We start from the raw sequence: 26,237 nt of genomic DNA on the forward strand, positions 1-26,237 counted from the left end.
GGGTCTACGCTCTAGCGCATCAAGCTCCAGCTGACGCATCGGGAGAACCCATGACCAGTTTGTATATCGCTGCCCTTCTCATCGGAATCGTTGCGGGCCTGCGCGCGATGACTCCTCTCGCCGTGCTGAGCTGGGCCGCCTTTGCCAAATGCCTTCTACTAGAGGGCACCTGGGCTTCTTTTCTGGCAAGCCTGATCGTCGCCATCGTCGCCACTGTCTTGGCCGTCGGTGAGATCGTCAACGACAAGCTGCCCAAGACCCCAAGCCGCAAGGCGCCGCCCGCGTTCGCGGCCAGAGTGGTGCTCGGCGCCTTTTACGGGGCGGTGTTCGGCACGCTGGCGGGCGGAACCTCCCCCGGGCTCATCATCGGACTTCTACTCGGAGCGCTCGGCGCGGTGATCGGCACGCTAGGCGGGGCGTGGGCACGCGGTCAGCTGGCCGCGGTCTTCGGTAAGGATCTACCGGCCGCGCTGACCGAGGACGCGGTCACCGTTGTCGCGGCAGTAGCCATCACCGTCGCGCTCGCCGGATGAGCGCACATTTTGACGCCGTCGTCGTCGGCGCCGGTCAAGCTGGCCCCTCTCTGGCCGCGCGCCTACGCAACGCGGGGATGACGGTGGCGATCGTGGAACGACATCTCTTCGGTGGCACCTGTGTGAACACCGGCTGTCGCCCCACCAAGGCGCTGGTCGCCAGCGCGCATGCCGCCCACATGGCGCGAGACGCGGCGCGCTGGGGAGTGATCCTGGACGGCTCGGTGAGCATGGACATGGCCCGGGTGCGGGAACGCAAGGATTCGGTGATCTTGCCCTCGCGCAACGGCGGCGAGAAGTGGCTCAAGGACCTTGGCTGCGTCATCTATCACGAGCACGCGCACTTCATCTCCCCCACCGAACTCGCCGTCGGGGACGAGATCATCACCGCCGACAAAGTCTTCCTGAACGTCGGGGGCCGTGCGGTGGTTCCGGACTGGCCGGGTGTCGACGATGTTCCGCTGTTCACCAACAGCTCGCTCATCGAATACGACGGTATACCAGAACATCTCGTCGTCATCGGGGGCAGCTACGTCGGACTGGAGTTCGCGCAGATCTACCGCAGGTTCGGCAGTCAGGTCACCGTCGTACACCGGGGCCCGCGCCTCGTGGAACGCGAGGACCCCGACGCCTCCGCGATCATCCAGGAAGTCCTGGAACGTGAGGGAATCTCCTTCCGCCTCAACGCCTCTTGTATCAGCCTTTCCCATCAAGACGACGGGGTCGGCGTCGGCGTCGACTGCACCCAGGGTGCGCCCGAAGTGATCGGGTCCCATGTGCTGGTCGCCGTGGGGCGTCGGCCCAACACCGATGACCTCGGCCTGGAGAACGCCGGGGTCGCCACGGACGACCGCGGGTACATCACGGTCGATGACCAGCTGCGCACCAATGTGCCGGGTATCTGGGCGTTGGGCGACTGCAACGGCCGCGGGGCGTTCACACACACCTCCTACAACGACTTCGAGATCGTCGCCGCGAACCTGCTCGACGATGATCCACGCCGAGTCACCGATCGGCTGCCCTGCTATGCCCTGTACACCGATCCGCCGCTGGGCCGAGTCGGTATGACCGAAACGCAGGCGCGCGCCTCCGGACGCACCGTGCTTGAGGGCCGCAAGCCGATGAGTCAAGTGGGTCGCGCCATCGAGAAGGGCGAAATCGACGGCTATATGCAGGTTTTGGTGGACGCCGATACCGACCTCATCCTCGGTGCGACCATCTTGGGCGTGGGCGGCGACGAGGTGGTGCACTGTCTGCTCGACACCATGCAGTACGGCGTTCCCGCGCGAGCACTTCAGCGCACCGTGCACATCCATCCCACCGTCGCGGAGTTTCTGCCCACGATCCTGGGTGATCTGCAACCGCTCGCTTGATCTCAAGGGCGCTTGAGACCCTAGCCTCGTGTCATGAAGATCCACGATGTGCAGATCACCGCCACCGACGTGTCCGCCGCCGCCCGTTTCTACTCCGAAACCCTGGGATTGCCGGTACAAGTGGATGACGATCGGGCCACGGTCCACATCGGGGACAGCACGCTGACGATGGTTCCCGGTCCCGCGTATCACGGCGCGCATCACATCGCGTTCACGATTCCCGCCGGGAGCCTCGCAGCCGCCAAGGAATGGCTTTCAGTCCGGGTAACCCTGCAGACCGACGGTCAATGGCACGACGAATTCGACTGCGCACCCAACTGGCAGGCCCGCAGCATCTACTTCACCGGACCCGATGACGCGGTACTCGAGCTCATCGAGCGCAACATTCTGGATAACCGCATCGACCATCCCTTCGACGTCAACGACATTCGTCATCTCAGCGAGGTCGGCTTCGGCGTATCCGATGTGCTGGAGACCCAGCGGCTCATCCGTGACAAGCTGGGTCTGCTGCCCTTCGGAGAACCAACCCCCGGTTTTGGTCCGGTCGGCGATCACGACGGCCTGTTCATCCTGGTTCCCTCGGATATCACCTGGCGCCCCGAATACCGGATGCCTCCAGCCGCCGCGCCAACCATCGTCACCGCCGATGTCCCCACCGCGCTGGACATCGGCGAGCACTACGCGATTCAGCCGCTAGGAGCGTGAGTCCCGCCAGGCCAGCGGTGCATCGAGCACCGAGAGGTCATAGTCGGGGTCCGGGTTGATCCCGAGAGTGAACAACGTGGCCCCCGCGTCGGCATACGCATCCGCTTCCGCAGTGGTCAGGCCCTCCGGACCGAGTCCCCAACTGGTGGAACGTTCGATCTCGTTGTGGTCCCTGCCGATTCGTTCCGCTTCGGCGATCAAGATGTCGTTCTTACGCCGATAGGTGTCAATATCGGCGAACGCATGCCAAATGTGCGCGTGGCGCGCCACCAACGGAATGGTGCGCTTCTCTCCCCCGCCGCCGATCAGGATGGGGATGGGCCGCACCGGTGGCGGCAACAGCTGGCCCAACCGGTTTTCGATCCGAACTAGGCTTTCCTCGAACAGATCGAAGCGTGAACCTGTCGTGCCGAACTCGTATCCATAGGTGGTGTAGTCCTTTTCGTACCAACCGGCACCGACGCCAAGAATCACCCGGCCGTCGCTGATGTGATCGACGGTCCGTGCCATATCGGCCAGCAAATCGGGATTGCGATAACCCACACCGGTCACCAGGAGCCCGATCTCAACCCGGGAGGTGATCTCGGCCCATGATCCGAGGGCCGTCCAGCCCTCGAAGTTGTTAACGTCGGGCTGTATCTCATCGAGCACCACCCCATCGGAGCCGATGGTTCCGGCTGGCCAATGGAAGTGGTCGTAGCCGAAGATGACGTCGACTCCCTTGTCCTCCGCGCGGAGCACGGCGTCGCGCCACTGCTTGTAGTTCTGCGCCTTTGCGGGCCGCAGCTGAATTCCGATGCGTATGCGTCCGGTCACATCGCAGTGCAATTAATCGATCGCCGCCGGTATTCCCCGCCGCTTACGCTGCCGCCATGGAACGCGTGAACATTTCGTCGGGCGGCGAATGGGAAGCAGCGGTCGGCTACTCGCGCGTGGTGCGGGTTGGCCCGCACGTCGCCGTCTCCGGCACCACGACGGCGCGTGAGGGCCAAACGCCTGTCGGCGGTGACGACATCGCCGAACAGACCCGCGAGGCGCTGCGCCGAATCGAGTCGGCACTTAGCCAAGCGGGCGCCACCCTGGGCGATGTCATACGCACCCGCATCTTCGTCACCGATATCGGGCGGTGGCGTGAGGTCGGTTTGGCCCACGGCGAGTTTTTCGGGGATATCCGCCCGGCAGCCACCATGGTCGAGGTGTCGGCGCTCATCGATCCGGCGCTGCTGGTCGAGATCGAGGCCGATGCCATCACATTAAATTGGTCAGACCACTAGACCTCTTACCAATCGCGGTGCTACCGTGACAGCATGGCACTGCAGCCGATCGCCCGGCAGTCGATACCCGATGAGATATTCAGCCAGCTCGCGGCGCAGGTCCTCACCGGTGACCGCACCCCGGGTGACACGCTGCCCAGCGAGCGCGCCCTAGCCGAAGCCCTCGGGGTGTCTCGCACCGCGGTCCGCGAAGCGCTGGGCCGGTTGGAGCGCTCGGGCCTGATCCACATCCGCCAGGGCGGGTCCACGGTGATCCGGGATTACCGCAGCGACGCCGGATTCGACGTGCTGCCACTACTGCTCGCCTACGGCGGCGATGTGGATCGCCGCACACTGGCAAGCGTCATCGAGGCCCGGGCCATCATCGGCCCCCAGGTGGCGCGCCTGGCCGCTCAACGATCTCACCAGGATCCCGGTGTCGCAGATCGGCTGCGCGCAATGACCGCCGACCTGGAAGCGGAAAACGATCCGCTACAACGCATGTGGCAAGCGCTCGGGTTCTGGGAGCTAGTCATCGACACCGCCGACTCGATTGCCTTCCGGCTGGTGTTCAACACCATGCGCGACTCGTATGTGCGGGCGCTGGACGTGCTCGTCAACGTGATGGCCGCCGAAGTCGGCGACATCGGCCACTACCGCGCGCTCGCCGATGCCATCGCCACGCAAGATGCAGACGCCGCGCAAGAGGCCGCCGTTGCCATGCTTGCATTGGGCACCAAGGCATTTGATGAACTCCTGGAGCAACTCATGGACGAATCGGAGAACCAGAAATGACCCGTGCCGCACGTAAGTCGATGACTCTGCGCGATGCCCTTGTCGAATTCGTCAAGCACCCCACCCCATGGATGCTTGTCGTATGGTCCGCCGCTCTACTGGGCGCCAGACTCTCCGTCGGTGGCTGGACAATTGCCGATGCCATTACACCCGTTGCGCTGGTAGCGATCTCGCCCATCGCCGAGTGGCTGATCCACGTCGGGATCCTGCATTGGCGCCCACGCTCGGTGGGTCCGGTGAAAATCGACTCGCGGCTCGCCCGTGATCACCGCCTGCATCATCAGGATCCGCGGGACATCCCGCTGGTGTTCATTCCCTGGCCGAGCCTGGTCGTGGTGATCATCGGATTGACCCTGGCCGCGCTTTTTGCGTTCCCGCGCACGGGACTTGGGCTCACCTTCGCACTCACGGTGGCGTTGTTCCTGGTGTTCTACGAGTGGACGCACTACCTCGTCCATACCGACTACAAACCGCGTCACGCGATCTATCGGGCGGTCTGGCGAAACCACCGGTACCACCACTTCAAGAATGAGAACTACTGGTTTACCGTCACCAGCTCGGGAACCGCCGACCGACTGCTCGGAACCTATCCTGATCCACAACAGGTGCAGTCTTCACCGACGGTACGAAATCTGCACGCGTCCAGCATTACTGGCTAGCCCCCGGCGTCCGGCCCGTAGCTGGCACCCGAGTAGCCGGTCTGTTGATGATCCGGGGCATCAGGGTGGTTTCGCGGCCGACTACCCGAATTGGTCACCACCAGGAATCCCAGCCCAACGACCAGCAGCACTGCCACCGTCGCTATGACGATGACAGCGGTCATCATGCCTCGGCCCGCTCCGGCCGTAATGCGAAGTAACGCAGCTTCTTTCCAAATGCGATCTGAAGTTCCCGCCGCCCGCCGCGACGCACGAGCGCGATCCGGCGAAGACCCTCGGCAACCTCGCGATCCATCATCCAGTCGCGCAGACGCGGCAGCTCGTAACTGTATGTGCGGAACTCTTTGGCGTCACACAGCACGCAGCACCGCATGGAGTGCAGGCGCGCGTACTGCTCGAATTCGTACTCCCAGTTGGGCAGTTCAGCGAGCCACGGCACCGCATTGGCGACATCGAAACGCCGCTTGCTGCGCAGCTGCACACCGGCGGTCAGCGCCGTGTACTCGTCGAAACCCGACGGGGCATTGCCGGCAAGCAGGTCCGACAGCACCGACAGTTGCCGACGCCGCAAGACCTCGCGGTTGTCAAGCATGAACAACACCGGCCTTGATCGCCTGGCGGACCACCGAAAGGTCAGTGCTTACGCTGGCTTCGTCGATGGACCCATCACGCTCGATCAGCACGCCCAGGCCGCGGCCCGAGGTGAGCACCACGAGCTCGGTGAGCAGATCCGCAACCGGATCGATGATGGTGTCGGAGTGGGTGTCCCAGTACAGGTCGCCCTCGAACCGGCCACCGGCGATGTGCACATACGTGACACGCTCGATCGGGAAACGGCGCAGCATCGCCACAGGGTCGGTACCCGAGGCCACCGCTGTCGCATACAGGTTGGGCACGTCGAGCACCAGCCAACAGCCGGTGCGCCGGGACAGTTCCCGCAGGTAGTCGGGCTCGCTCAGCTCGTTCTCGGGCCACTGCAAGGTGGTGGCCACATTCTCCAGCGCCAACGGCACACCGAGGTCGTCTTGCACTCGGGAAACGTTGTCCACCAATACATCCAAAGCCAATGTGGTGCGCGGCGGAGCCACCAGGTGCCCCGCCTCGAGCACGCCGTGCTGGCCCCCACTTTCGAAGCCTGCCCGCACGAACGCCACATGCTCGCTGACCATCGGAGCATTCAGTTCCGCGGCCAGGGCGGCCAGGTGCTTGACGCGCTTGGCGTCGGGCAGATCGGCTCCGGCAAGACCCAATGACACACCGTGCGGCACGACGACGGTGCCCGCCTCACGAAGGCGCATCAGCTCGACCGGCAGCGCTCCCGGACGAAAGTTCTCGGCGACGATCTCGGTGAAGGCGAGGCTCAGAGCATCGTCCGTGACGGCACCCTGATTGAACATCGCAGCAAGCTCTGGACGCCACGAGGCGCCAACCGCGGGCTCATCGGCCAGCACGGTCTTAAGCGGGTGATTTGAAGAGGCCACCGCGGTTACCCCCTTATCTCAAGACCGGCGAACTACGCCAGTCTAGCTACCACGTTGATAGCTTAGGAAGTGCTTAGGTGCCAGCGGCTCAAAAAAGCCATCCGATCCCGGCCGGAAGTTCGCCACGGACGTAACTGCGGCGATCGGCAGCGGTCCGTACAGATGAGGGAACAGCATCGATTCGGGGTCGCTAGGCACTCCCGGTTCCCAACGTACCGGAGAGTCCAGCAGATTCAGGGCAACAGACAATACGACCAGATCACACCTTCCGCGATACAAGCGGTTGGCCGGAAGGTGAACCTGGTACGGCTCGGAGAGGTGAATAAATCCCGTTTCGTCCAGTGACGTGGGCCGATGCTCCCCCTGTTCACCCGCCAACGCCCACTCTTCGTCGGAACAGATGTGAACGAGTTCGGGTTCACCCGGCGGCATCGACTGCATCACACCAGCCTGCCTCAACCCTGTAACGCCCTCGACGTGAGCCGCGACACACCGGACACACGCGGGGAACAACCGAAACCCCCCAAACGTCTGACAAAGTACATACATAGGCGCCGAGCGGTTCACCGGACCGCAAAGCTCAGGAGAGATACGGAGGAGCCATGAACGCAACTCTGACCAGTCCAGAGCTGACGAAGGCTGACCGCTGCGATCGTTGCGGTGCGGCTGCTCGAGTCCGCGCCACACTCCCGTCGGGAGCGCAGCTGCTCTTTTGCCAGCACCACGCCAACGAGCACTCCGAGAAGCTGAGCGCGATGTCGGCGGTGCTATACATCAGCGGTCCGGACGAGGATTAGTCACCGCGGTTTCACCCCCGGTAAGTACTGCTGACCATCCCATCAGGAATGCTGGTGTGGCCATGAGTGATAAGCCACGCCATTTCTCGTTCGGTCGAGACGTCTTGCACGTAATGCGCCGCACGGCCGTAAAGAGTTGGGACGACTCGATTTTCGCGCAGTCGGCGCAGGCCGCCTTCTGGCAGGTGTTATCACTACCGCCGCTTCTTTTGGGGATCCTGGGGAGCCTGACGTTCGTCGGGCCGCTGTTCGGGCCGGACACGCTGCCCGAGATCCAGGAGCGAATCCTGCGGGTGGCCAACAGTGTTTTCAGCAAGAGCGTGGTCACCGAGATCATCGAGCCCACCATCGTCGACATCATGCGCGATGGGCGCGGTGAGGTGGTGTCCATCGGATTCGTCATCTCACTGTGGGCAGGGTCCTCGGCGATATCTAGCTTTGTGGACTCCGTGGTGGAGGCGCACGACCAGACACCCCTGCGCCATCCCGTGCGCCAGCGGTTCTTTGCGCTGGGCCTGTACGTCGCCGCGCTGGCGATGGCGGTGGTGACCTTGCCGGTGATCGCCCTCGGACCCAAGCGGATCGCCGAGGTGGTACCCGACTCCTGGAATGCGGTGCTGCGTTACGGCTACTTCCCGCTCTTCGGCATTGCACTGGTGGCCCTGGTGACGCTGCTGTACCGGGTATCCCTACCGCGGCCGCTTCCTTCGCACCGACTATGGATCGGTGCGCTGTTGGCGGTGACGTTCTTCGTGATCGCCAGCCTGGGGCTGCGGTTCTACCTGAACTGGATCACCCGCACCGGATACACCTACGGCGCCCTCGCGACCCCCATCGCCTTCTTGCTATTCGCGTTCATGCTCGGATTCGCGATCGTGCTGGGCGCCGAGCTGAATGCCGCGATCGAGGAGAACTGGCCGGCCGGGGCCACCCACGCCCGGCAGCTGCGGGAATGGCTGAGCCCCCAAAACGGCGAGAATACCGCCCCGAACAGCCCCGACGAGGCGGCTCCGGAGAAGGCCCCCGAAGGCTGCTAGTCCTTCTTCATCATTTCGTAGATGCGCTTGCAGTCGGGGCACACCGGTGAGCCGGGCTTGGCCGACTTGGTGACCGGAAAAACCTCACCACACAGGGCGACCACATGGTTTCCCATGACCGCGCTCTCCACGATCTTGTCCTTCTTGACGTAGTGAAAGACCTTCGGCCTGTCACTGTCGGTGCTCTCGTCGACGGTGGTGTCCGGACGCTCGAGCGTCTGCGTGTCCATCCCTACATTGTGACATCCTGGAGATATGAGAAAAGAGCTGTCGTTCGATGACGACGGCCACCCTGTACTCATCACAGCGGCCGCGGTCTCGGTCGAAGAACAACACCGCGCCCGGGTACGCCGCTATTTGACGCTGATGGCGTTCCGGATCCCGGCACTACTGGGCGCCGCCTGGGCCTACAGCGTGTGGCACAACGGATGGATCTCGCTGGCGATCTTGGCGGCATCGATCCCACTGCCCTGGATGGCGGTGCTCATCGCCAACGACCGTCCTGCCCGCAAGGCCGAGGAACCGCGGCGATACGGGCCCCAGGAACATCGGCACTCGCTGTTTCCCACGGCGGAACGCCGAGCGATTGATCCCGCGCCTCCGCCGCAACCGCACACCCCGCCGGAAGGCTCCGCTGGCCCGTCTTAGGGACAGCTATGTCAATTCTCAGGACATTCTCAGCTGCTAACTCGAAATCCGCAGGTCAATGACGGCGCCATTTGGGAACCTCAGGAACTTTCTGGGCCACCCGGGCGTTGCAACTCATGAGACCTACGGATCAACTAGGAGGCAGCGATGGCAAACGCCACGACCCGTCCGGCCCGTACTACTGAGTCCGACGATCTGGACACCCAAAGTCCAGCCGCCGACCTCGTGCGGGTGTATTTGAACGGCATCGGCAAGACCGCTCTGCTCACGGCAGAGGACGAAGTCGAGCTGGCCAAACGGATCGAGGCGGGGCTGTACGCACAGCACCTTCTGGACACCAAGAAACGCCTCGGCGAGGCCCGCAAGAAGGATCTGGCAGCCATCGTGCGGGAAGGTAGCGCCGCGCGCAGCCACCTGCTGGAGGCCAACCTGCGGCTGGTGGTGTCGCTGGCCAAGCGCTACACCGGACGCGGAATGCCGCTGCTGGACCTCATCCAGGAGGGCAACCTGGGCTTGATCCGCGCCATGGAGAAGTTCGACTACGCCAAGGGGTTCAAGTTCTCGACCTACGCCACCTGGTGGATCCGTCAGGCCATCACCCGCGGCATGGCCGATCAGAGCCGCACCATCCGCCTGCCAGTGCACCTGGTGGAGCAGGTGAACAAGCTGGCTCGCATCAAGCGTGAGCTGCACCAGCGGCTCGGCCGCGAGGCCAGCGACGAGGAACTGGCCGAGGAGTCCGGCATTCCCGTGGAGAAGATCGGGGATCTGCTGGACCACAGCCGGGATCCGGTGAGCCTGGACATGCCGGTTGGTACCGACGAAGAAGCGCCGCTTGGCGACTTCATCGAGGACACCGAGGCCATGTCGGCGGAGAACGCCGTCATCGCAGAGCTACTGCACTCGGACGTGCGCAGCGTGCTGGCCACTCTCGACGAGCGTGAGCAGCAGGTCATCCGGCTTCGGTACGGACTCGATGACGGACAGGCCCGCACACTCGACCAGATCGGCAAGCTGTTCGGACTGTCTCGCGAGCGGGTGCGTCAGATCGAGCGTGAAGTCATGACGAAGCTGCGCCACGGCGACCGCGCAGAACGCCTGCGTTCGTACGCGAGCTAGTTGACCTACTACCCTGCCCTCGGGGCGCTGCGTTCTGGAAGCGCAGCGCCCCGATTTGCGTTGTAGGTCGGTAGACTAAGCACGACCGTAAGGGGCGAGTGGTGAACGATCTTGTCGATACGACAGAAATGTATCTGCGAACGATCTACGACCTCGAAGAAGAGGGCGTGGTGCCGCTGCGTGCCCGCATTGCCGAAAGGCTCGAGCAGAGCGGCCCGACCGTGAGCCAGGCGGTGGCGCGGATGGAGCGCGACGGCCTGCTGAACGTCGCCGGCGACCGCCACCTCGAACTCACCGACAAGGGCCGCGCACTGGCGGTCTCGGTGATGCGCAAGCACCGGCTGGCCGAGTGCCTGCTGGTCGACATCATCGGGCTGCCGTGGGAAGACGTGCACGCCGAGGCTTGCCGTTGGGAACATGTGATGAGCGAGGATGTCGAGCGCCGACTGCTCACAGTGCTCAACAACCCGACCACTTCCCCGTTCGGTAACCCCATTCCCGGTCTCTCCGAGCTGGGTGTCGCCCCTGACCGGTCCGAGAATGCGAGCGCGGTGCGGCTCACCGAGATTGCCGGGGGCTCACAGGTTGCCGTGGTGGTGCGCCGCCTGGCCGAACACGTGCAGGCCGATACCGATCTGCTGACGCGCCTTAAGGACGCCGGCATCGTGCCGAATGCGCGCGTCACCGTGGAGTCCTCCCCCGAGGGCGTCATCATCGTCATTCCCGGCCATGAAAGTGTCGAGTTACCGCACGAGATGGCGCACGCCGTCATGGTGGAGAAGGTCTAGCCCACACCTCGGGCTTGCCTGGGCGGCAGGCTTATTCCCAGCTCGTGAGCCAGCCGGAAGCCGGTATCGGCCAGCGCACGAATCTCATCGGGGCGCATACCGGAGTGCAGCGCTGACATCAAGAGCTGCCCCAGACGATGGTCCGGCCGGGCCGTGAGCGCGGCATCCAACGCGACACCAGCCAGTGGACCATCGCCGCGCACATAGGCACTAAATCCCAATAACACCAACGCTTCCGCACGCCAGGGGTCAGGGAGCAATCGGCTCAGCGCCAGCCACAGCCGTTCCACATCGTCGGACAGCACACCGACAGCCAACGCACACAACGTGTCTCGAACCCGCACGACCGTCAGGGAGCGAGCCATCGCCAGCAGCTCGCGGTTGGACAGTGAACGGAATTCCGCTGTTCGGCACGCCGCCCGCATCACTCGATTCACGGCACGCCGGTCTGCCACGCTGGCCTCGCCTTGTCCCTGAGACGGCCGCCGCAAGGAGACGGCCAGCGCGCAGGTGCGCGCGGTGTCGGAGGGCGCGATCAGCGCCACGAGATCCTCCCTACGGCGATGCACCGTCCTGCCTGCCAAAACCGCCGCCGCGGTCAGCGGAGAGCACTCGGGATCGTCGACGGGCCCGCCCGCGCCGCATCCGTCATAACACCGCCACCAGCCCTGGGGCCCGACACGGTCTACCGTGTGGCCGGCAATTAACGAAATGCCCTGACGTTCTACATGTTTGGCTAGCCGCCGGATGATGTCACCGGCCTCCTGCTCGTCCATGTCCGCACTGATGACCACTGCGATCACCGCATCGGCCGGCCCCGGGCTCAACACCTCGGCCAGCACCTCGAATGCCGCGTAGTCGGTGCCGTCCAGGTCATGAAGGTCCCTGCGCAGTATCGCTTCGATGAGCCCACCGGCGAGTGTGACCACGACAAGGGAATCTTCCGGGATGAACCCCAACATCGCCGGTAGCGCGGCGATCAGGGCAGAGGGCCGATTCAATCGAAAATCGGGACGACCGAGCGGTCCGGGAATCAGTGATGTCATGTCCGCACCGTGACAGCCAGGACCGTCAACCCCGCGACAGCGACCTCGCGTTGTGCCGGCGCCTCCGGGAACCTGTGGATGCCGTCACAATTGTGGACAATGTACCCACGGTCACCGCCGAAAACAGGGCCGCCATTGCCGATCGGGTAGCATCAAGGCGTCGGTAATCTTGCCGACCCTCAGGGCAGACCACTCGCTGGATGTTGGGCTTACCGCCCCACCTCGATCCCGTCGCCTCCTCTGAGACTTCTCAGAGGATTCCATGTCGTCACTCACGAGCGGTACCCCTTTTCTCGATGCGTCCGAACGGAGCGAGGAGGTCCTTGCGGCCGTTCCCTTACCGATGCCTATTGGTTCCACCGCGATCGTCTACTGCGAGGGACAGTTCGGCGAGCAGGACGGCAAGACCGCAAACGGGCTGGTCCGGCATTCTGAGAAGTACGAGATCCTCAGTGTCATCGATAGCCTCCGGGCCGGAGTAGATGCCGGGAGACTCCTCGACGGCACGGCGAACGGCATCCCGGTGCTGGAATCGCTGGCCGAGTCCGTCGCTCACGCCGGCCACGTACCTGACTACCTGATCTGCGGGCTGGCGCCTGCCGACGGCCTACTGTCGAACGAGCAGCGGCTCGTACTGCTAGACGGTATCGCCCGCGGGATGCACATTGTCAACGGCCTGCACGAGTTCCTCAACGACGATGCCGAATTCGTAGCAGCAGCTGTGATCGCCGAAGTCACCATCACCGATGTACGCCAACCGAAGTCCAAGCGCGACCTGCACCTGTTCTCCGGCCGGATCTTCGACGTCACCTGCCCAAGAATCGCGATCCTGGGTACGGACGGGGCGATCGGGAAACGCACCACCGCCACCTTGCTGGTCCAGGCATTGAATGCACGCGGCATCAGGGCGGTCATGGTCGGCACCGGTCAGACCACCCTGATCCAGGGCGGAAAGTACGGCGTCGCGCTGGACGCGCTGATCCCCCAGTTCTGCTCGGGTGAAGTCGAGCACCAGGTCGTCGCCGCGTTCGAGGGTGAAGCCCCTGATGTGATCGTGGTCGAGGGCCAGGGCGCGCTGAGCCACCCCGCGTACATCACGTCGGCCCACATCCTGCGGGGCAGCCGCCCGGCCGGCGTGATCGTGCAGCACGCACCAAAACGTAAGGTGCTCGGCGACTTCCCCATGGTGCCGATGCCGACCGTAGCCAGCGAGATCGCACTGATCGAGGCGTTCGCCGATACTCGCGTCATCGGGGTCACGATCAACCACGAGGAAATGACCGGTGACGAGCTGAACGATGCGATCTCCGAGCATCATTCGGAGCTCGGCCTCCCGGTCACCGACCCGCTGACACGCCCAGCTTCGGAACTGGTCGAGATGGTGCTGTCGGCTTTCCCTGTCCTCGCTGGGAAAGCCGACACGACCACCCCTGTGTGACACTTCGGCTCGAGACCGATCTCGACAAGGTCGAGCAGAACACGCGGATCCTGGTTGACCGGCTTACCGGGGTAGGCATCCGGGTCACCGGCATCACTAAGGCAGTGTTGGGCTCGCCGGGTGTCGGTGCGGCAATGCTGCGCGGCGGCGCCCGCGGACTCGGTGACTCACGGATACCGAACCTCGCTCGGCTGGCCAGCCTCGACTGCCTACCGCTGCGCACGTTAATCCGCTCACCCATGCTCAGCCAAGTGGCACAGATCGTTGACGTCGCCGATGTCAGTCTGAACACCGAGGCCGTCGTCCTGGCTGCGCTTGATAAGGCCGCGTCCCAACAGAACCGGGTACATGCCGTCGTGCTCATGGTTGAACTGGGCGACCTGCGTGAGGGCATCGCGCTGGACGACGCCCCCGACGCTGCGCGGGCCGTTCTTGGTCACTCCTCGTTGCGGCTCGCCGGGCTCGGTGCCAACCTCGCTTGTCAGAGCGGCGTCGTGCCCGACGACCGGAACATGGGCATCCTTACGGGGCTCGCGAACGACATCGAATCACTGCACGGGATCTCGCTCGAGGTTGTCTCAGGCGGCAACTCTGCGAACCTGAACTGGGCGCTACACACACACGACGTCGGCCGGATCGACGAACTCCGGCTCGGTGAAGCCATTCTTCTCGGCGTCGACCCGCTGTACCGAACGCCGATCCCCGGCCTGCACACGAATGCCTTCACCTTGAGTGCAGAAGTCATCGAGGTCGCGATGAAACCCGCTCAACCCTGGGGGCATCGTGCTCAGGCGGCATTCGGCGAAGCACCGGCCCGCACCGGCAGTGCGACTGTGCGCCAGGCAATCCTGGCCCTCGGCCGCCAGGACGTGGACCCGGATGGTCTGCAGCCACCCGAGGGCATCACGGTCCTCGGGATGAGCAGCGACCATCTGGTGGTCGACGTCGGTGATCACCAGCTGGTTGTCGGAGACGAGATCGCCTTCGGTATTGGCTACGGCACGCTCATGCGGGCGATGACATCGCCCTTCGTCGCCAAGATCGAGCACCTGGGCCGTTCCATCGCACCCCACGGGATACGGTCACTCCGGTAGCCCGCGATCAGTGGAAGCTGTCGTGCACCTTGAGTACAGCTGCGGTGAAGGCCTGATCCAGGAGCACCGCATCGGGCTCGGTGCCCTGAAAAGTCATGTAAGTGGCCTGGATTCGAATATCGGCGATCTGCGCGATAAGTGACAGAGTGGTTTGTGTGCCGTTGCCCGCCCCGGACGGCGACACCGTTTGATTGACCGCCACCGAATCATCGGCGTTGATGGGCGGAGCCACGGCCTGAGAGGCCGTCACCGTGCTCGTGACCTGGTCCGGGTCGGTGAAGGTATACGAAGTACAGCGCTCCAGTTGCGTCTTGTAGGTGGCAAGCGGTTGCGGCACGCGAAGTACCGCCACCGTGATGGTCGAATTGTCGGACTCGTTGGTGCCCACCGCCACCGCTGCGTCCTGCGGCACTGCCGGAACGGGTTCCGGTGTGCATGTGGTGGGGGCGACGGTAGCCGCATCGGGCACGCCCCGGATGTCGCGGAGCGCCAGACCGGCGGCACCAGGATCCAGCGTGGTGGCCGGATATTGATGCGGGAAGTCCGTCGGCGCCAGCAGGAGCGCCCCCACCGGGCCCGCCGGTGCCCGCAGCGGCGCGGTGGTGGTGGTCAACGGGGACGATGCGCCACCGGATGACTCCATGGGCGTTCCGTCGATTGCCCGCGTGCATGCGGGCGATGTCGCGGCGCAGCATCCAGCCACAACCATCGTCGCTACCAGCCGCGATGCCGTCACGGTCACATGCTGCCATCGGCACGGCCCGGGTCCCCGGAGGCGCGCGCGAGATTCGGGAGGGACAACTGTTCATGTCACCGTGACACGGACGGCATGCACGGTTAGACGAATCGGCGTATTGAGTACACCCATGACCAACGGCCTTCGCGCAAGCGGCTCATCCACGGCAGCAGAAACCCCCACCTACGACCTCGTCGTCATCGGATCGGGCCCTGGCGGCCAGAAAGCCGCCATCGCCGCGGCCAAGCTGGGCAAGTCGGTGGCCGTGGTCGAACGCGACAACATGCTCGGCGGTGTCTGCACCAACACCGGAACCATTCCGTCCAAGACGCTGCGCGAGGCCGTCCTCTACCTGACCGGCATGAACCAGCGCGAGCTCTACGGCGCGAGCTACCGGGTGAAGGCGAACATCACTCCCGAGGATCTGCTGGCCCGCACCGAACACGTCATCCGTAAGGAAATCGAGGTGGTGCGTTCCCAGCTCCTGCGCAATCGGATCGACCTGATCAGCGGCATCGGACGGTTCGCCGATGAGCACACCGTCGTAGTGGAAGAGCCCTCCCGGGGCGAGCGCACCACACTGCATGCCGAGTACGTCGTGCTGGCCACCGGCACCAAGCCCGCCCGGCCCGCCGGTGTGGCGTTCGACGAACGCCGCGTCCTAGATTCGGACGGCATCCTGGATCTGCGCTTCATCCCCGGATCCATGGTGGTGGTCGGTGCGGGCGTCATCGGAATCGAGTACGCCTCCATGTTCGCCGCCCTGGGCACCAAGGTGACCGTGGTGGAGAAACGCGACTCGATGCTGGACTTCTGCGATCCCGAAGTCGTTGAGGCCCTTCGCTTTCACCTGCGCGACTTGGCCGTGACCTTCCGTTTCGGCGAGGAGGTCACCGCCGTCGACGTCAATGATTCGGGCACCATGACCACATTGGCCAGCGGCAAACAGATCCCCGCCGACACCGTGATGTACTCCGCGGGACGACAGGGGCAGACAGATCAGCTCGACCTCGCCCGGGCCGGGCTGGAGGCCGACAACCGAGGCCGGATCTGGGTTGACGCGAACTTTCAGACCAAGGTCGACCACATCTACGCGGTGGGTGACGTGATCGGCTTCCCCGCGCTGGCGGCCACCTCGATGGATCAGGGCCGCCTCGCGGCCTACCACGCGTTTGGCGAGCCCTCCAAAGGCATGACCGATCTGCAACCGATCGGCATCTACTCCATCCCCGAAGTGTCCTATGTGGGCGCCACCGAGGTTGAACTCACCAAGAACGCGATTCCCTACGAGGTGGGTGTCTCGCGTTATCGCGAGCTGGCGCGCGGACAGATCGCCGGAGATTCCTACGGAATGCTCAAGCTGCTGGTGTCCACCGAGGACCTCAGGCTGCTCGGAGTGCACATCTTCGGCTCCGATGCCACCGACCTGGTCCACATCGGACAGGCGGTGATGGGCTGCGGCGGCACCGTCGAATACCTGGTCGACGCAGTTTTCAACTACCCGACGTTCTCCGAGGCCTACAAGGTCGCCGCACTCGACGTGATGAACAAGATCCGCGCGCTCAATCAGTTCAAGGCCTGAAGGATTTCGCGCTGGGCGAATGCCGCCCACATCCGGAATTTGCATCCCGCCTGGGCCGTTGAGGCCATAGGTACATTCGCCGTTTGCCTGCCAGTAAGGGACACTGGTGGGACGAGGACGCGAAGGGAGGCGAATCATGAAAAGCAGTAACGACGGGGAGCAGCAGCCGTACAGACCCGATCAGAGTGGCATGTACGAGCTGGAATTCCCGGGTCCACAGCTGGCATCCGCCGATGGGCGCGGTCCGGTTCTGGTGCATGCGTTGCAGGGCTTCTCCGACTCCGGTCACGCCGTGAAGCTGGCGGCCGCGCACCTGCGTGACACGCTCGAAAGCGAATTGGTCGCGTCATTCGCCATCGACGATCTGCTCGACTACCGGTCTCGCCGTCCGGTGATGACGTTCAAGAGCGATCACTTCACCGAGTACGCCACGCCCGAACTCAACCTGTATGCGCTCAAAGACACCAAGGGCACACCGTTCCTGCTGCTGGCCGGGCTTGAGCCAGATCTGAAGTGGGAGCGTTTCGTCACCGCGATCCGGCTGCTGGCCGATCAACTCGGTGTACGCAAGACCATTGGACTGGGCGCGATTCCGATGGCGGTACCGCATACCCGCCCGATCACCCTGACCGCACACGGAAACGACCGCAAGACCCTCGACGAGCACCCGGGCTGGATCGATGAGGTCCAGGTCCCGGGCAGCGCCTCCAACCTGCTGGAGTTCCGTCTGGCCCAGCACGGCCACGATGTGGTCGGCTTCGCCGTCCACGTTCCCCATTACCTGGCACAGACCGACTACCCGGAGGCCTCGCAACGCCTGCTGGAGGAAGTCGCCAGGACCGGCGATCTGGATCTGGATCTGCAGGCGCTTACCGAGGCAGCCGGCAAGGTGCGCAACCAGATCAACGAGCAGGTGGAAGGCAGCGAAGAAGTCGCTCAGGTGGTCCAAGCGCTGGAACGCCAGTACGACGCCTTCGTCGCGGCGCAGGAGAATCGCTCGTTGCTGGCACGGGACGAGGAGCTTCCCAGCGGTGACGAACTGGCCGGAGAATTCGAGCGTTTCCTCGCTGAACAGGCCAAGTTCGGCGAGGATCCGTCCGGCGATGGGCCTGTTCTCTAAGCCTGTTGTCCGCTCGCCGCGCCAAATTTGCGGCGAAGGGTCAAAATACTTGACATGAATCCTCCGCCGCGGCTCCTGCATCCGGTGCCGGATACCGAGCACACCGAGGGTGCCGATGTCGGCGACAATGCTGAATCGGCCACCGACGCATCGACGCGTCCGCGGATGGCGTTCCGCACCATCCACGGGTACCGGCGCGCCTTTCGAATCGCGGGATCGGGACCCGCACTTCTGCTCATCCACGGTATCGGCGACAACTCCGCGACATGGGACAGCGTGCACGCGCAGCTCGCCGAGCATTTCACTGTGATCGCCCCGGATCTGCTGGGGCACGGCCAGTCGGATAAACCACGCGCCGACTACTCGGTGGCGGCCTACGCCAATGGCATGCGGGACTTGCTGGCCGTGCTGGACATCGAGAAGGTCACCGTCGTCGGGCATTCGCTAGGCGGCGGCGTTGCGATGCAGTTCACCTACCAGTTCCCCCACCTGGTGGAGCGCCTGATCCTGGTTGCGCCAGGCGGGGTGACCAAAGACGTCAACATCGTATTGCGTTGTGCGTCAATGCCCGTCATCGGAGATGCGATCGGCCTGCTCAGACTACCGCTGGCGATGCCGATGATCCGGCTGACCGGCGCAATAGCCGGCGCGACGTTGGGACGGGCCGGAATGGGCCGCGACATCCCCGACGTCCTGCGGGTTCTCGCCGACCTGCCCGAGCCCCGGGCCTCGGCCGCGTTCACCCGGACGCTGCGTGCCGTGGTTGATTGGCGCGGCCAGGTGGTCACCATGCTCGACCGATGTTATTTGACCGAGTCCGTTCCCGTGCAGCTGATTTGGGGTAGCGACGACCTGGTGATCCCGGTTAGCCACGGCCATTTCGCCCATGCGGCGATGCCCGGCTCGACACTAGAGATCTTCGAGCACTCCGGGCATTTCCCCTTCCACGACGACCCCGATCGATTCATCAGCATCGTGCGCCAATTCATCGACTCCACCGAGCCCGCCGAATACGACGAGAATGAGTTGCGCCGACTGTTGCGCACCGGCATCACCGAGCACACGATCAGTGGGGCCGCACGGACCCGGATGGCGGTGCTCGATGCCATGGGCACCGACGAGCGCAGCGCCACCTAGCCACGAGAGCTCAAGCGGTACCGAAGGATTGCGCAGTTCACGGGGTATCCCGGTGCGCGGCGTGCGCGAGACGTAGAGTCGACGCATGAGTGTTGATGTCGCGGTTGTCCGCGTATTCACCGATGAGACAGGCAACTTCGGCAATCCCCTAGGGATCGTTAATGGCGCCGACGTTCCAGCGTCGGCACGCCAGGAGGTCGCTACCCGGCTGGGTTTCAGCGAAACAGTTTTCGTCGATCTTCCCGCCGAAGGATCCAACACCGCACATCTGCGGATCTTCACCCCGGCCGCCGAGCTGCCCTTCGCCGGACATCCGACCGTCGGATTGGCGTGGTGGCTGCGTGAACGCGGGACACCGGTCAACACCCTGCAGGTTCCCGCGGGCGTGCTCCAGGTGAGCTATGACGACCGCACGTGGATACGCGCTCGGTCCGAGTGGTCACCCGAGACCGATTTCCACGAGCTGGACTCCCCCAGCGATGTGGATGCTGCCGATCCTTCCGACTACGCCGACGAACTACTGCATTGCGTCTGGGCGTGGCAGGACCGCAATACGAGTCTGGTTCGATCGCGGGTATTCGCGTTCGACCTGGGTGTCAACGAGGACGAAGCAACCGGGTCCGTGGCGGCGCGGATGACCGATCTGTTGAGCCGTGATCTGATCGTCAATCAGGGCAAGGGTTCACAAATTCTCACGCAATGGAGCCCGGAGGGCTGGGTGACGATCGGTGGCCATGTCGTCGCCGATCAATCATTGACGCTGGACTAGTGACACGCGACACCGCCACCTGGGTCTAGGACCCGGTCGGTGCGTCCCGATGCGCGCGCAACGCGGCGATCTCGCGTTCGAAGTCCTCGGCGGAGCTGAATCCGCGGTACACCGAGGCGAAACGCAGGTACGCGACCTCGTCCAGGTCGCGGAGTGGGCCAAGGATGGCCAGGCCCACCTCATTGCTGGGAATTTCCGGGGATCCGGCCGCCCTGACGGCGTCCTCGACTTGCTGAGCAAGCAGATTCAGCGCGTCGTCATCGACATCGCGGCCCTGGCAGGCACGGCGTACGCCCTTGATGACCTTGTCGCGGCTGAACGGCTCGGTGACACCGCTGCGCTTCACAACGGCGAGCACAGCGGTCTCGACAGTGGTGAAACGACGGCCACATTCCGGGCACGATCGACGTCGCCGTATCGCCTGACCCTCATCCGCCTCACGGGAATCGACTACGCGCGAGTCTGGATGCCGGCAGAACGGACAGTGCATTACTGCTCCTTCGCCGGTTCTGGACTCCAAGTCGTTGGGCTGGGTGAGCTGACGCACAGCACAACGCGCCCAGACCGGTGTCGAGGATACCCGTGCTCCCGCACGTTCGAAGGTCACGCCCGTTCGCCGATCAGCCGACCGGAGAAACCAGCGTCTGACCGGCTTGCACTGTCGCCGAGTCGAGTTCATTGAGTTCACGGATCTTGGACACCACAGCCGAGCGCGGCGCACCCGGTGCGACACGCGAGGCCACATCGGCCAGGGTCTCTCCCGGAGCGACCTGGACAACCGCCACACGGTCCGGCACGTCAACTCCCCCGATTCCGGCAGCGCTGACCTGGCCGAGCATCAACAGCCACATGGTCGCCACGGCAGCACCCACCGAGACAACGATGGTGGCCTTAAGGCTCACCGGGCTACGACGGTGCACCCGATGTGGCACCGACGAGACTCGGATGCCGTTACCCCGGTACGCAACCGGCCGTCCGGAAGGCCTCCGGTAGGCGACGGTGCGCACCGGCAGTGCCCGGCGCTGGGTCAGCGGGTACTGGGCGCTGTACGCACGCGCCTGCGGGGCGCACTCGCGTGATGCGTGCTCGGCGGTGCGAAGACGCGGCGTGGTGAGAACGTTTGTGCTCATCGGTATGCCCTTCCTGTCCTGTCGATCGGTAAGCCCGTTCGCTCTTATGTTCGAATGTACTCGATCATGTGTTCGATGTCCGAACATGTGATCGATTTGTAGCATCCGCCACCGACAAGTGGTCCTGACCAGCATCGACACTCCAGATGGCCGGGCCAGCGACCGTCATTGACGACACGCATCGAACACATGTTTGATAAATGTCGTCGACAGGTCTAGATTCGGGCCCATGAGCGATACACCCAGCAAGGGACCCGCCACCGGTTCACTGACCGAGCGCCAGCGGACCATCCTGGAGGTCATCCGCGCATCGGTGAATGAACGGGGCTACCCCCCGAGCATCCGCGAAATCGGAGACGCCGTCGGGCTTACCTCGACGTCGTCGGTCGCCCATCAACTACGCACCCTCGAACAGAAGGGCTTCCTGCGGCGTGATCCGAACCGTCCACGCGCCGTTGATGTTCGGGGTATCGATGACACCCACACCCCGTCTGCCACCACCGATGTGGTGGGTTCGGGCGATCTGCCGGAGCCCACGTTCGTGCCCGTGCTGGGACGGATCGCCGCCGGTGGTCCGATCCTGGCCGAGGAGGCCGTTGAGGATGTGTTCCCGCTCCCCCGCGAACTTGTCGGCGAGGGATCGCTGTTCCTGCTCAAGGTCGTCGGCGAATCGATGATCGACGCCGCGATCTGCGATGGCGACTGGGTGGTGGTCCGCCAGCAGAACGTCGCCGACAACGGCGACATCGTGGCGGCGATGATCGATGGTGAGGCGACCGTCAAAACATTCAAGCGGACGACGGGTCAGGTGTGGCTGATGCCGCACAACCCGCTCTTCGAGCCCATCCCCGGTAACGACGCCGCCATCCTCGGCAAGGTCGTCACCGTTATCCGCAAGGTCTAGGCCGACCCGGGCGGCGGCCCGGGCGCAGAAGCATCCTCGACGGACGTTAAGAAGAGCTGGAAGTGCGCCACGTCGTGCCAGCTACCCAGCTTGTAACCGATGCGTCGATACAGCGCCACCTGTTCGAATCCCATTGCCAGGTGTAGTTTTTCGCTCGCCAGATTAGGCACTACGACAACGGCCAGCACGGTGCGATAGCCGAGAGAGCGCAAACGCTCCAACAGCGCCGCGTACAACTGACGACCCGCTCCGCGCTGCCGGCGCGCACCGTCTACATACACACTCACCTCGCAAGCCCACTGATAGGCCGTGCGAGACTTCCATGGCACCGCATAGGCGTACCCGAGAATCTCTCCGGCGTCCTCGGCGACTAGCCAGGCATGGCGGTGGGCCGCCGTCTGGATGCGTTCGGCAAGAACGACATCCGACGGCGGCACCTCCTCGAACGAAATAGCCGTCTCGGTGACATACGGCGCATAGATCGCTGCGCACGCGGCCGCGTCGGCGGCCGTGGCGTCACGAATACGCATCCGCGACTAGAGCGAACGCCCGATGATCTCCTTCATGATCTCGGTGGTTCCGCCGTAGATCGTCTGGATACGAGAGTCCATGTAGGCACGCGCCACCGGGTATTCACGCATGAAGCCGTAACCGCCGTGCAGCTGCAGGCAGCGGTCGATCAGGTGAACCTGCTTCTCGGTGCTGTACCACTTGGCCATCGCGGCCTGCTCGACGCTCAGTTCTTTCTTGTTGAGCAGCGTGATGAATTCGTCGACCATGATTCGGATCATGGTCGCGTCGGTGGCGAGCTCGGCCAGCACAAAGCGGCTGTTCTGGAAGCTCTTGATCGGCTTGCCGAACGCCTTGCGCTCGGATGTGTACTCGATGGTCGCCTCGAGCATGGTTTCCATCGCCGCAGCCGCGACGACCGCAATCGACATGCGTTCCTGCGGCAGGTTCTGCATGAGGTAGATGAAGCCCTGGCCCTCTTCGCCCAGCAGGTTGGCGGCGGGCACGCGAACGTCGGTGAAGGACAGCTCGGCGGTGTCCTGGGCGTCCAGACCCATCTTGTCGAGCTTGCGGCCGCGCTCAAAGCCCTCCATGCCGCGCTCGACGACGATCAGGCTGAAGCCCAGCGCACCCTTTTCGGGGTCGGTCTGTGCGACCACGATCACCAGGTCGGCGTTGATGCCGTTGGTGATGAAGGTCTTCGCGCCATTGAGAATGTAATGATCGCCGTCCTTGACCGCGCGGGTCTTGATGCCCTGCAAGTCGCTGCCGGTCCCCGGCTCGGTCATGGCGATGGCGCTGATCAGCTCGCCGGAACAGAATCCCGGGAACCAGCGTGCCTTCTGCTCGTCGTTGGCCAGATCCCGGAAGTACGGGCCCGCGACATCGTTGTGCAGGGTGAAACCGATACCCGACTGACGGGCCTTGGTGATCTCTTCACCGATGATCGCGTTGTAGCGGAAATCCACGAGCCCGCCGCCACCGAACTCCTCGGGCATATCGGTGCCCAAAAAGCCCTGCTTGCCGGCCTCGACCCACAGCGAGCGGTCGACGATCTTGTTCTCGTCCCACTCCTCGCGGTAAGGCTCTGCATGCCGTTCCAGGAAGGTCTTGAACGACTCGCGGAACAGTTCGTGCTCGGGTTCGAAGATGGTGCGTTTGAACTTAACGGCGCCGGCCATGATCACCTTCCGGTTTGGATTTACGTACTTGGCAGAATGTATACCAACCCACTGGTCGGTTGGTACTCGCCTACCCGGTTTCGACGGACAGAAAGCCTAGGCTGATTGAGGTGACCAGGCTGGCGCTTTCACATACCCACTGGGGTGCATTCACGCCCGAGGTCCGCGACGGCGAAGTGATCGGTGTCACGCCCATCCCGACGGATCTGGACCCCTCCCCGCTGCTGCAGAACATTCCTGGTTCGATCCGCCACCAGGCCCGGGTTACCGCACCGTCTGTGCGGCGCGGCTGGCTGCGGGACGGGCCCGGCCCCAGTACTGCCCGCGGCTCGGACGAGTACGTGGAGGTGTCCTGGGATGAGCTCACCGAACTACTGGCCGATGAACTGCGACGCATCGTCGACACCCACGGCAACCAAGCCATCTACGGCGGCTCGTACGGCTGGGCCAGCGCGGGACGATTCCATCACGCTCAGAGTCAGGTGCACCGGTTCCTGAAACTGCTCGGCGGGTATACCTTTTCGCGCCATTCCTACAGCCTGGGCGCCACCGGCGTCATCATGCCGCACGTCGTCGGCACCCACGATGGGCTCTTCAAGAGGTCGACGTCATGGGATGTCATCGTCGAGAACACCGATCTGCTGGTGGCATTCGGCGGCATCGCTCTCAAGAACACGGGGGTGAACCACGGCGGCACCACCGCGCATCCGGCCCGCGATGCCCTCGACAGGTTCCGTGCCCGTGGAGGGCGCATCGTCTCGTTCAGTCCGCTGCGCGATGACATCGACGGCGAGTGCGAATGGCATGCACCCGTTCCCGGGACAGACGTCGCGGTCATGCTCGCACTGGCCCATGTGTTGGCCACCGAGGGTCTTGCAGATCTCACGTTCCTGAACGCCTATTGCACCGGTTATGAACGATTCGAACGGTATCTGCTGGGCGCGGAGGACGGCGTGCCCAAGAGCCCCGAATGGGCGGCAAGCATCAGCGGCCTGAATCCTGACCAATTGCGCATCCTGGCCCGGCGCATGGCGGCCGGTCGGACCCTGGTGACGGTCAGCTGGTCGCTGCAGCGAGTGCGGTACGGCGAGCAGGCCCCATGGATGGGACTGACCCTGGCGGCAATGCTGGGTCAGATCGGCATTCCCGGAGGTGGCTTCGGCCACGGCTATGGCTCGATGAACGAGGCGGGACTCGCGCCGGTCAGCTGCCGCCTGCCTACCTTCCCGCAGGGACCCAACCCCGTCGAGAGCTTCATTCCAGTGGCGGCCATCAGTGAGCTGCTGCTGCGCCCCGGCGAAACACTCGCCTACAACGGCCAGACGCTCACCCTGCCCGACATCAAATGCGTTTACTGGGCGGGTGGCAACCCGTTCCACCACCACCAGAATCTGCCGCGGTTGCGCCGGGGCCTGGCCCGCGTCGACACGGTCGTCGTACATGATCCGGTATGGACGGCGATGGCCAAGCACGCCGACATCGTGGTGCCGTCCACCACCAGCCTCGAACGCGACGATTTCTCCGGAAGCCGCAATGACCCGCTTTTAGTGGCGATGAAGGCCGTCGCACCGCCGTATGCCAACTCTCGCGACGATTTCACCACGTTCTCAGCCCTGTCCGATCGGCTCGGATTCGGCGAGCAATTCGCCGAAGGGCGCACCGCCGCGCAATGGCTGCGCCACATCTACACCGAATGGGCGGGCGCTCTGGACTTCCCGGTGCCGACGTTCGAGGAGTTCTGGGAACAGGGGTACCTGCGGCTGCCCACCGACCCGGGTCTGACGCTGCTATCGGATTTCCGCGAGAACCCCGACGCACACCCGCTGCACACCCCGAGCGGACGCATCGAGATCTTCTCGGAAACCATCGATGGCTTCGGGTATGCCGACTGCGGCGGACATCCACAGTGGTACGAACCCACCGAATGGCTGAACGGCGAACGTGCCCAAAGCTTCCCGTTACATCTGATCGCGAACCAGCCCCGTACCCGGCTGCACAGCCAGCTCGATTTCGGCGGCACCAGCCAACGCTCGAAGGTTCAGAGACGCGAACCCATCCGCATGCACCCGACCGACGCCACCGAACGCGGTATCGCCGATGGTGACGTGGTGCGGGTGTTCAACGACCGGGGCACCTGCCTGGCGGGCGCTGTTCTCGACGAGGGCCTGCGGCGCCACGTGGTGCAGCTGTCCACCGGGGCATGGTTCGATCCGATCGATCCGGCCGACCCTGATTCGCCCTGCGCACACGGGAACCCGAACGTACTCACCGACGACGCAGGCACCTCGTCGTTGGCTCAGGGCTGCACCGGTCAGCACGTACTCGTGCAGATCGAACGGTTCGAGGGCACACCGCCGCCCGTGCGCGCGTACATCCCGCCACGTCTTGTCGAGCGCGACTAG

At 64.1% G+C, this 26,237-nt stretch carries 31 protein-coding genes; 19 read left to right on the forward strand and 12 right to left on the reverse strand.

The window, feature by feature from the left end; genetic code table 11:
• Positions 1-50: 50 nt before the first annotated feature.
• Genes HBA99_RS15190 through HBA99_RS15200 form a run of 3 tightly spaced genes read left to right on the forward strand, consistent with a single transcriptional unit; the run spans position 51 to position 2,611 of the window.
• Entirely contained in the window at positions 51-533 is a 483-nt protein-coding gene (locus HBA99_RS15190; protein WP_057966090.1) for a hypothetical protein, read from the forward strand.
• Positions 530-1,906 carry an FAD-containing oxidoreductase gene (locus HBA99_RS15195; protein ID WP_070952701.1) on the forward strand — a complete coding sequence of 459 codons (1,377 nt, stop codon included), beginning with the start codon at positions 530-532 and terminating at the stop codon, positions 1,904-1,906. The genes HBA99_RS15190 and HBA99_RS15195 overlap by 4 nt, the downstream gene beginning before the upstream one ends.
• A gap of 33 nt (positions 1,907-1,939) precedes the next feature.
• Positions 1,940-2,611 carry a VOC family protein gene (locus HBA99_RS15200; RefSeq protein ID WP_070923700.1) on the forward strand — a complete coding sequence of 224 codons (672 nt, stop codon included), beginning with the start codon at positions 1,940-1,942 and terminating at the stop codon, positions 2,609-2,611.
• Here HBA99_RS15200 and HBA99_RS15205 read toward each other — a convergent pair.
• The gene (locus HBA99_RS15205) at positions 2,600-3,427 is read right to left on the reverse strand and encodes an LLM class F420-dependent oxidoreductase (RefSeq protein ID WP_070952700.1); all 828 of its coding nucleotides are present in this window, start codon (positions 3,425-3,427) and stop codon (positions 2,600-2,602) included. The genes HBA99_RS15200 and HBA99_RS15205 overlap by 12 nt on opposite strands.
• A 56-nt stretch (positions 3,428-3,483) precedes the next feature.
• Here HBA99_RS15205 and HBA99_RS15210 point away from each other — a divergent pair, with 56 nt between their 5' ends.
• Genes HBA99_RS15210 through HBA99_RS15220 form a run of 3 tightly spaced genes read left to right on the forward strand, consistent with a single transcriptional unit; the run spans position 3,484 to position 5,318 of the window.
• On the forward strand, positions 3,484-3,885 hold the full coding sequence (locus tag HBA99_RS15210; RefSeq protein WP_070952699.1) for a RidA family protein: 402 nt from the start codon (positions 3,484-3,486) through the stop codon (positions 3,883-3,885).
• Between the two features lie 33 nt (positions 3,886-3,918).
• Complete coding sequence (locus tag HBA99_RS15215) at positions 3,919-4,659, forward strand: FadR/GntR family transcriptional regulator (protein WP_070921576.1); 741 nt, start codon at positions 3,919-3,921, stop codon at positions 4,657-4,659.
• Positions 4,656-5,318 (forward strand): sterol desaturase family protein, encoded by a 663-nt coding sequence (locus HBA99_RS15220; RefSeq protein ID WP_070952698.1) that lies wholly within the window; start codon positions 4,656-4,658, stop codon positions 5,316-5,318. Before HBA99_RS15215 ends, HBA99_RS15220 begins: the two co-directional genes overlap by 4 nt.
• On the opposite strand, the gene HBA99_RS15225 is transcribed toward HBA99_RS15220, so the two are convergent.
• Genes HBA99_RS15225 through HBA99_RS15240 form a run of 4 tightly spaced genes read right to left on the reverse strand, consistent with a single transcriptional unit; the run spans position 5,315 to position 7,240 of the window.
• The gene (locus HBA99_RS15225) at positions 5,315-5,485 is read right to left on the reverse strand and encodes a hypothetical protein (RefSeq protein WP_157896160.1); all 171 of its coding nucleotides are present in this window, start codon (positions 5,483-5,485) and stop codon (positions 5,315-5,317) included. The genes HBA99_RS15220 and HBA99_RS15225 overlap by 4 nt on opposite strands.
• Positions 5,482-5,910, reverse strand: coding sequence for an SCO6045 C-terminal-like domain-containing protein (locus tag HBA99_RS15230; RefSeq protein WP_030093797.1), 429 nt, complete (start codon positions 5,908-5,910; stop codon positions 5,482-5,484). Before HBA99_RS15230 ends, HBA99_RS15225 begins: the two co-directional genes overlap by 4 nt.
• Complete coding sequence (locus HBA99_RS15235) at positions 5,903-6,799, reverse strand: multinuclear nonheme iron-dependent oxidase (protein ID WP_070952697.1); 897 nt, start codon at positions 6,797-6,799, stop codon at positions 5,903-5,905. The genes HBA99_RS15230 and HBA99_RS15235 overlap by 8 nt, the downstream gene beginning before the upstream one ends.
• Before the next feature lie 42 nt (positions 6,800-6,841).
• Positions 6,842-7,240, reverse strand: coding sequence for a DUF952 domain-containing protein (locus tag HBA99_RS15240; protein WP_070918628.1), 399 nt, complete (start codon positions 7,238-7,240; stop codon positions 6,842-6,844).
• A gap of 161 nt (positions 7,241-7,401) precedes the next feature.
• On the opposite strand from HBA99_RS15240, the gene HBA99_RS15245 reads away from it, so the two are divergent.
• Entirely contained in the window at positions 7,402-7,596 is a 195-nt protein-coding gene (locus HBA99_RS15245; protein WP_030093800.1) for a DUF7455 domain-containing protein, read from the forward strand.
• Positions 7,597-7,658: 62 nt separating this feature from the next.
• Positions 7,659-8,633 carry a YihY/virulence factor BrkB family protein gene (locus HBA99_RS15250; protein ID WP_070923696.1) on the forward strand — a complete coding sequence of 325 codons (975 nt, stop codon included), beginning with the start codon at positions 7,659-7,661 and terminating at the stop codon, positions 8,631-8,633.
• Here HBA99_RS15250 and HBA99_RS15255 read toward each other — a convergent pair.
• Entirely contained in the window at positions 8,630-8,863 is a 234-nt protein-coding gene (locus HBA99_RS15255) for a DUF3039 domain-containing protein (RefSeq protein WP_030093802.1), read from the reverse strand. The two genes, HBA99_RS15250 and HBA99_RS15255, sit on opposite strands and share 4 nt — an antisense overlap.
• Positions 8,864-8,888: 25 nt before the next feature.
• On the opposite strand from HBA99_RS15255, the gene HBA99_RS15260 reads away from it, so the two are divergent.
• From HBA99_RS15260 to HBA99_RS15270, 3 genes are all read left to right on the forward strand, one after another.
• Positions 8,889-9,281, forward strand: coding sequence for a DUF3099 domain-containing protein (locus HBA99_RS15260; RefSeq protein WP_070923695.1), 393 nt, complete (start codon positions 8,889-8,891; stop codon positions 9,279-9,281).
• A 147-nt stretch (positions 9,282-9,428) separates the two neighbouring features.
• The gene (locus HBA99_RS15265; RefSeq protein ID WP_046254064.1) at positions 9,429-10,400 is read left to right on the forward strand and encodes a sigma-70 family RNA polymerase sigma factor; all 972 of its coding nucleotides are present in this window, start codon (positions 9,429-9,431) and stop codon (positions 10,398-10,400) included.
• 101 nt (positions 10,401-10,501) lie between these two features.
• Positions 10,502-11,188: an iron-dependent transcriptional repressor DtxR gene (locus HBA99_RS15270; RefSeq protein ID WP_199252972.1), complete on the forward strand. Its 687-nt coding sequence runs from the start codon at positions 10,502-10,504 to the stop codon at positions 11,186-11,188.
• Here the strand turns inward: HBA99_RS15270 and HBA99_RS15275 are convergent.
• Positions 11,185-12,234 carry a DUF4192 domain-containing protein gene (locus HBA99_RS15275; protein ID WP_070923694.1) on the reverse strand — a complete coding sequence of 350 codons (1,050 nt, stop codon included), beginning with the start codon at positions 12,232-12,234 and terminating at the stop codon, positions 11,185-11,187. The two genes, HBA99_RS15270 and HBA99_RS15275, sit on opposite strands and share 4 nt — an antisense overlap.
• Positions 12,235-12,496: 262 nt before the next feature.
• On the opposite strand from HBA99_RS15275, the gene HBA99_RS15280 reads away from it, so the two are divergent.
• Together HBA99_RS15280 and HBA99_RS15285 are read left to right on the forward strand one after the other, a co-directional pair.
• Positions 12,497-13,672 (forward strand): N-acetyltransferase DgcN family protein, encoded by a 1,176-nt coding sequence (locus tag HBA99_RS15280; protein WP_199252973.1) that lies wholly within the window; start codon positions 12,497-12,499, stop codon positions 13,670-13,672.
• Positions 13,669-14,766, forward strand: a complete 1,098-nt coding sequence (locus HBA99_RS15285) for an alanine/ornithine racemase family PLP-dependent enzyme (protein WP_070952696.1) — start codon at positions 13,669-13,671, stop codon at positions 14,764-14,766. The genes HBA99_RS15280 and HBA99_RS15285 overlap by 4 nt, the downstream gene beginning before the upstream one ends.
• Positions 14,767-14,773: 7 nt before the next feature.
• Here HBA99_RS15285 and HBA99_RS15290 read toward each other — a convergent pair whose 3' ends face one another.
• Positions 14,774-15,508, reverse strand: coding sequence for a hypothetical protein (locus tag HBA99_RS15290; protein ID WP_057968335.1), 735 nt, complete (start codon positions 15,506-15,508; stop codon positions 14,774-14,776).
• A 124-nt stretch (positions 15,509-15,632) separates the two neighbouring features.
• Between HBA99_RS15290 and sthA the strand changes: the two genes are divergently transcribed.
• From sthA to HBA99_RS15310, 4 genes are all read left to right on the forward strand, one after another.
• Positions 15,633-17,084 carry a Si-specific NAD(P)(+) transhydrogenase gene (gene sthA / locus HBA99_RS15295; RefSeq protein WP_046254068.1) on the forward strand — a complete coding sequence of 484 codons (1,452 nt, stop codon included), beginning with the start codon at positions 15,633-15,635 and terminating at the stop codon, positions 17,082-17,084.
• 136 nt (positions 17,085-17,220) lie between these two features.
• Positions 17,221-18,204 (forward strand): proteasome assembly chaperone family protein, encoded by a 984-nt coding sequence (locus HBA99_RS15300; protein ID WP_070952695.1) that lies wholly within the window; start codon positions 17,221-17,223, stop codon positions 18,202-18,204.
• 54 nt (positions 18,205-18,258) lie between these two features.
• Entirely contained in the window at positions 18,259-19,341 is a 1,083-nt protein-coding gene (locus HBA99_RS15305; protein WP_078285429.1) for an alpha/beta fold hydrolase, read from the forward strand.
• A gap of 85 nt (positions 19,342-19,426) precedes the next feature.
• Positions 19,427-20,110, forward strand: coding sequence for a PhzF family phenazine biosynthesis protein (locus HBA99_RS15310; RefSeq protein WP_057968336.1), 684 nt, complete (start codon positions 19,427-19,429; stop codon positions 20,108-20,110).
• 25 nt (positions 20,111-20,135) lie between these two features.
• Here the strand turns inward: HBA99_RS15310 and nrdR are convergent, their stop codons facing one another.
• Together nrdR and HBA99_RS15320 are read right to left on the reverse strand one after the other, a co-directional pair.
• Positions 20,136-20,600, reverse strand: a complete 465-nt coding sequence (gene nrdR, locus HBA99_RS15315) for a transcriptional regulator NrdR (protein ID WP_030093814.1) — start codon at positions 20,598-20,600, stop codon at positions 20,136-20,138.
• A gap of 130 nt (positions 20,601-20,730) precedes the next feature.
• Positions 20,731-21,240: a LysM peptidoglycan-binding domain-containing protein gene (locus tag HBA99_RS15320; protein ID WP_046254071.1), complete on the reverse strand. Its 510-nt coding sequence runs from the start codon at positions 21,238-21,240 to the stop codon at positions 20,731-20,733.
• 229 nt (positions 21,241-21,469) lie between these two features.
• Here HBA99_RS15320 and lexA point away from each other — a divergent pair, with 229 nt between their 5' ends.
• Complete coding sequence (lexA, locus tag HBA99_RS15325; protein WP_057968337.1) at positions 21,470-22,144, forward strand: transcriptional repressor LexA; 675 nt, start codon at positions 21,470-21,472, stop codon at positions 22,142-22,144.
• Here the strand turns inward: lexA and HBA99_RS15330 are convergent.
• Positions 22,141-22,674 (reverse strand): GNAT family N-acetyltransferase, encoded by a 534-nt coding sequence (locus tag HBA99_RS15330; protein ID WP_057968338.1) that lies wholly within the window; start codon positions 22,672-22,674, stop codon positions 22,141-22,143. The two genes, lexA and HBA99_RS15330, sit on opposite strands and share 4 nt — an antisense overlap.
• Positions 22,675-22,680: 6 nt before the next feature.
• A complete protein-coding gene (locus HBA99_RS15335) occupies positions 22,681-23,835 on the reverse strand; it encodes an acyl-CoA dehydrogenase family protein (RefSeq protein WP_030093818.1) in 1,155 nt (384 codons plus the stop codon).
• 110 nt (positions 23,836-23,945) lie between these two features.
• On the opposite strand from HBA99_RS15335, the gene HBA99_RS15340 reads away from it, so the two are divergent.
• Positions 23,946-26,237: a molybdopterin-dependent oxidoreductase gene (locus HBA99_RS15340; RefSeq protein WP_070952694.1), complete on the forward strand. Its 2,292-nt coding sequence runs from the start codon at positions 23,946-23,948 to the stop codon at positions 26,235-26,237.

It is taken from the genome of Mycobacteroides chelonae (genome assembly GCF_016767715.1).
Taxonomy (GTDB): Bacteria; Actinomycetota; Actinomycetes; order Mycobacteriales; family Mycobacteriaceae; genus Mycobacterium; species Mycobacterium gwanakae.

Bases quoted from the DNA above. Each gene is read 5' to 3' on its own strand.
- nrdR (WP_030093814.1), bottom strand. From the start codon at position 20,600: ATGCACTGTCCGTTCTGCCGGCATCCAGACTCGCGCGTAGTCGATTCC.
- HBA99_RS15210 (WP_070952699.1), top strand. From the start codon at position 3,484: ATGGAACGCGTGAACATTTCGTCGGGCGGCGAATGGGAAGCAGCGGTC.
- HBA99_RS15200 (WP_070923700.1), top strand. From the start codon at position 1,940: ATGAAGATCCACGATGTGCAGATCACCGCCACCGACGTGTCCGCCGCC.
- lexA (WP_057968337.1), top strand. From the start codon at position 21,470: ATGAGCGATACACCCAGCAAGGGACCCGCCACCGGTTCACTGACCGAG.
- HBA99_RS15260 (WP_070923695.1), top strand. From the start codon at position 8,889: ATGAGAAAAGAGCTGTCGTTCGATGACGACGGCCACCCTGTACTCATC.
- HBA99_RS15320 (WP_046254071.1), bottom strand. From the start codon at position 21,240: ATGAGCACAAACGTTCTCACCACGCCGCGTCTTCGCACCGCCGAGCAC.
- HBA99_RS15265 (WP_046254064.1), top strand. From the start codon at position 9,429: ATGGCAAACGCCACGACCCGTCCGGCCCGTACTACTGAGTCCGACGAT.
- HBA99_RS15300 (WP_070952695.1), top strand. From the start codon at position 17,221: ATGAAAAGCAGTAACGACGGGGAGCAGCAGCCGTACAGACCCGATCAG.
- HBA99_RS15245 (WP_030093800.1), top strand. From the start codon at position 7,402: ATGAACGCAACTCTGACCAGTCCAGAGCTGACGAAGGCTGACCGCTGC.
- HBA99_RS15275 (WP_070923694.1), bottom strand. From the start codon at position 12,234: ATGACATCACTGATTCCCGGACCGCTCGGTCGTCCCGATTTTCGATTG.
- HBA99_RS15330 (WP_057968338.1), bottom strand. From the start codon at position 22,674: ATGCGTATTCGTGACGCCACGGCCGCCGACGCGGCCGCGTGCGCAGCG.
- HBA99_RS15255 (WP_030093802.1), bottom strand. From the start codon at position 8,863: ATGGACACGCAGACGCTCGAGCGTCCGGACACCACCGTCGACGAGAGC.
- HBA99_RS15225 (WP_157896160.1), bottom strand. From the start codon at position 5,485: ATGATGACCGCTGTCATCGTCATAGCGACGGTGGCAGTGCTGCTGGTC.
- HBA99_RS15335 (WP_030093818.1), bottom strand. From the start codon at position 23,835: ATGGCCGGCGCCGTTAAGTTCAAACGCACCATCTTCGAACCCGAGCAC.
- HBA99_RS15190 (WP_057966090.1), top strand. From the start codon at position 51: ATGACCAGTTTGTATATCGCTGCCCTTCTCATCGGAATCGTTGCGGGC.
- HBA99_RS15280 (WP_199252973.1), top strand. From the start codon at position 12,497: ATGTCGTCACTCACGAGCGGTACCCCTTTTCTCGATGCGTCCGAACGG.
- HBA99_RS15215 (WP_070921576.1), top strand. From the start codon at position 3,919: ATGGCACTGCAGCCGATCGCCCGGCAGTCGATACCCGATGAGATATTC.
- HBA99_RS15305 (WP_078285429.1), top strand. From the start codon at position 18,259: ATGAATCCTCCGCCGCGGCTCCTGCATCCGGTGCCGGATACCGAGCAC.
- HBA99_RS15240 (WP_070918628.1), bottom strand. From the start codon at position 7,240: ATGCAGTCGATGCCGCCGGGTGAACCCGAACTCGTTCACATCTGTTCC.
- HBA99_RS15250 (WP_070923696.1), top strand. From the start codon at position 7,659: ATGAGTGATAAGCCACGCCATTTCTCGTTCGGTCGAGACGTCTTGCAC.
- sthA (WP_046254068.1), top strand. From the start codon at position 15,633: ATGACCAACGGCCTTCGCGCAAGCGGCTCATCCACGGCAGCAGAAACC.
- HBA99_RS15220 (WP_070952698.1), top strand. From the start codon at position 4,656: ATGACCCGTGCCGCACGTAAGTCGATGACTCTGCGCGATGCCCTTGTC.
- HBA99_RS15310 (WP_057968336.1), top strand. From the start codon at position 19,427: ATGAGTGTTGATGTCGCGGTTGTCCGCGTATTCACCGATGAGACAGGC.
- HBA99_RS15230 (WP_030093797.1), bottom strand. From the start codon at position 5,910: ATGCTTGACAACCGCGAGGTCTTGCGGCGTCGGCAACTGTCGGTGCTG.
- HBA99_RS15195 (WP_070952701.1), top strand. From the start codon at position 530: ATGAGCGCACATTTTGACGCCGTCGTCGTCGGCGCCGGTCAAGCTGGC.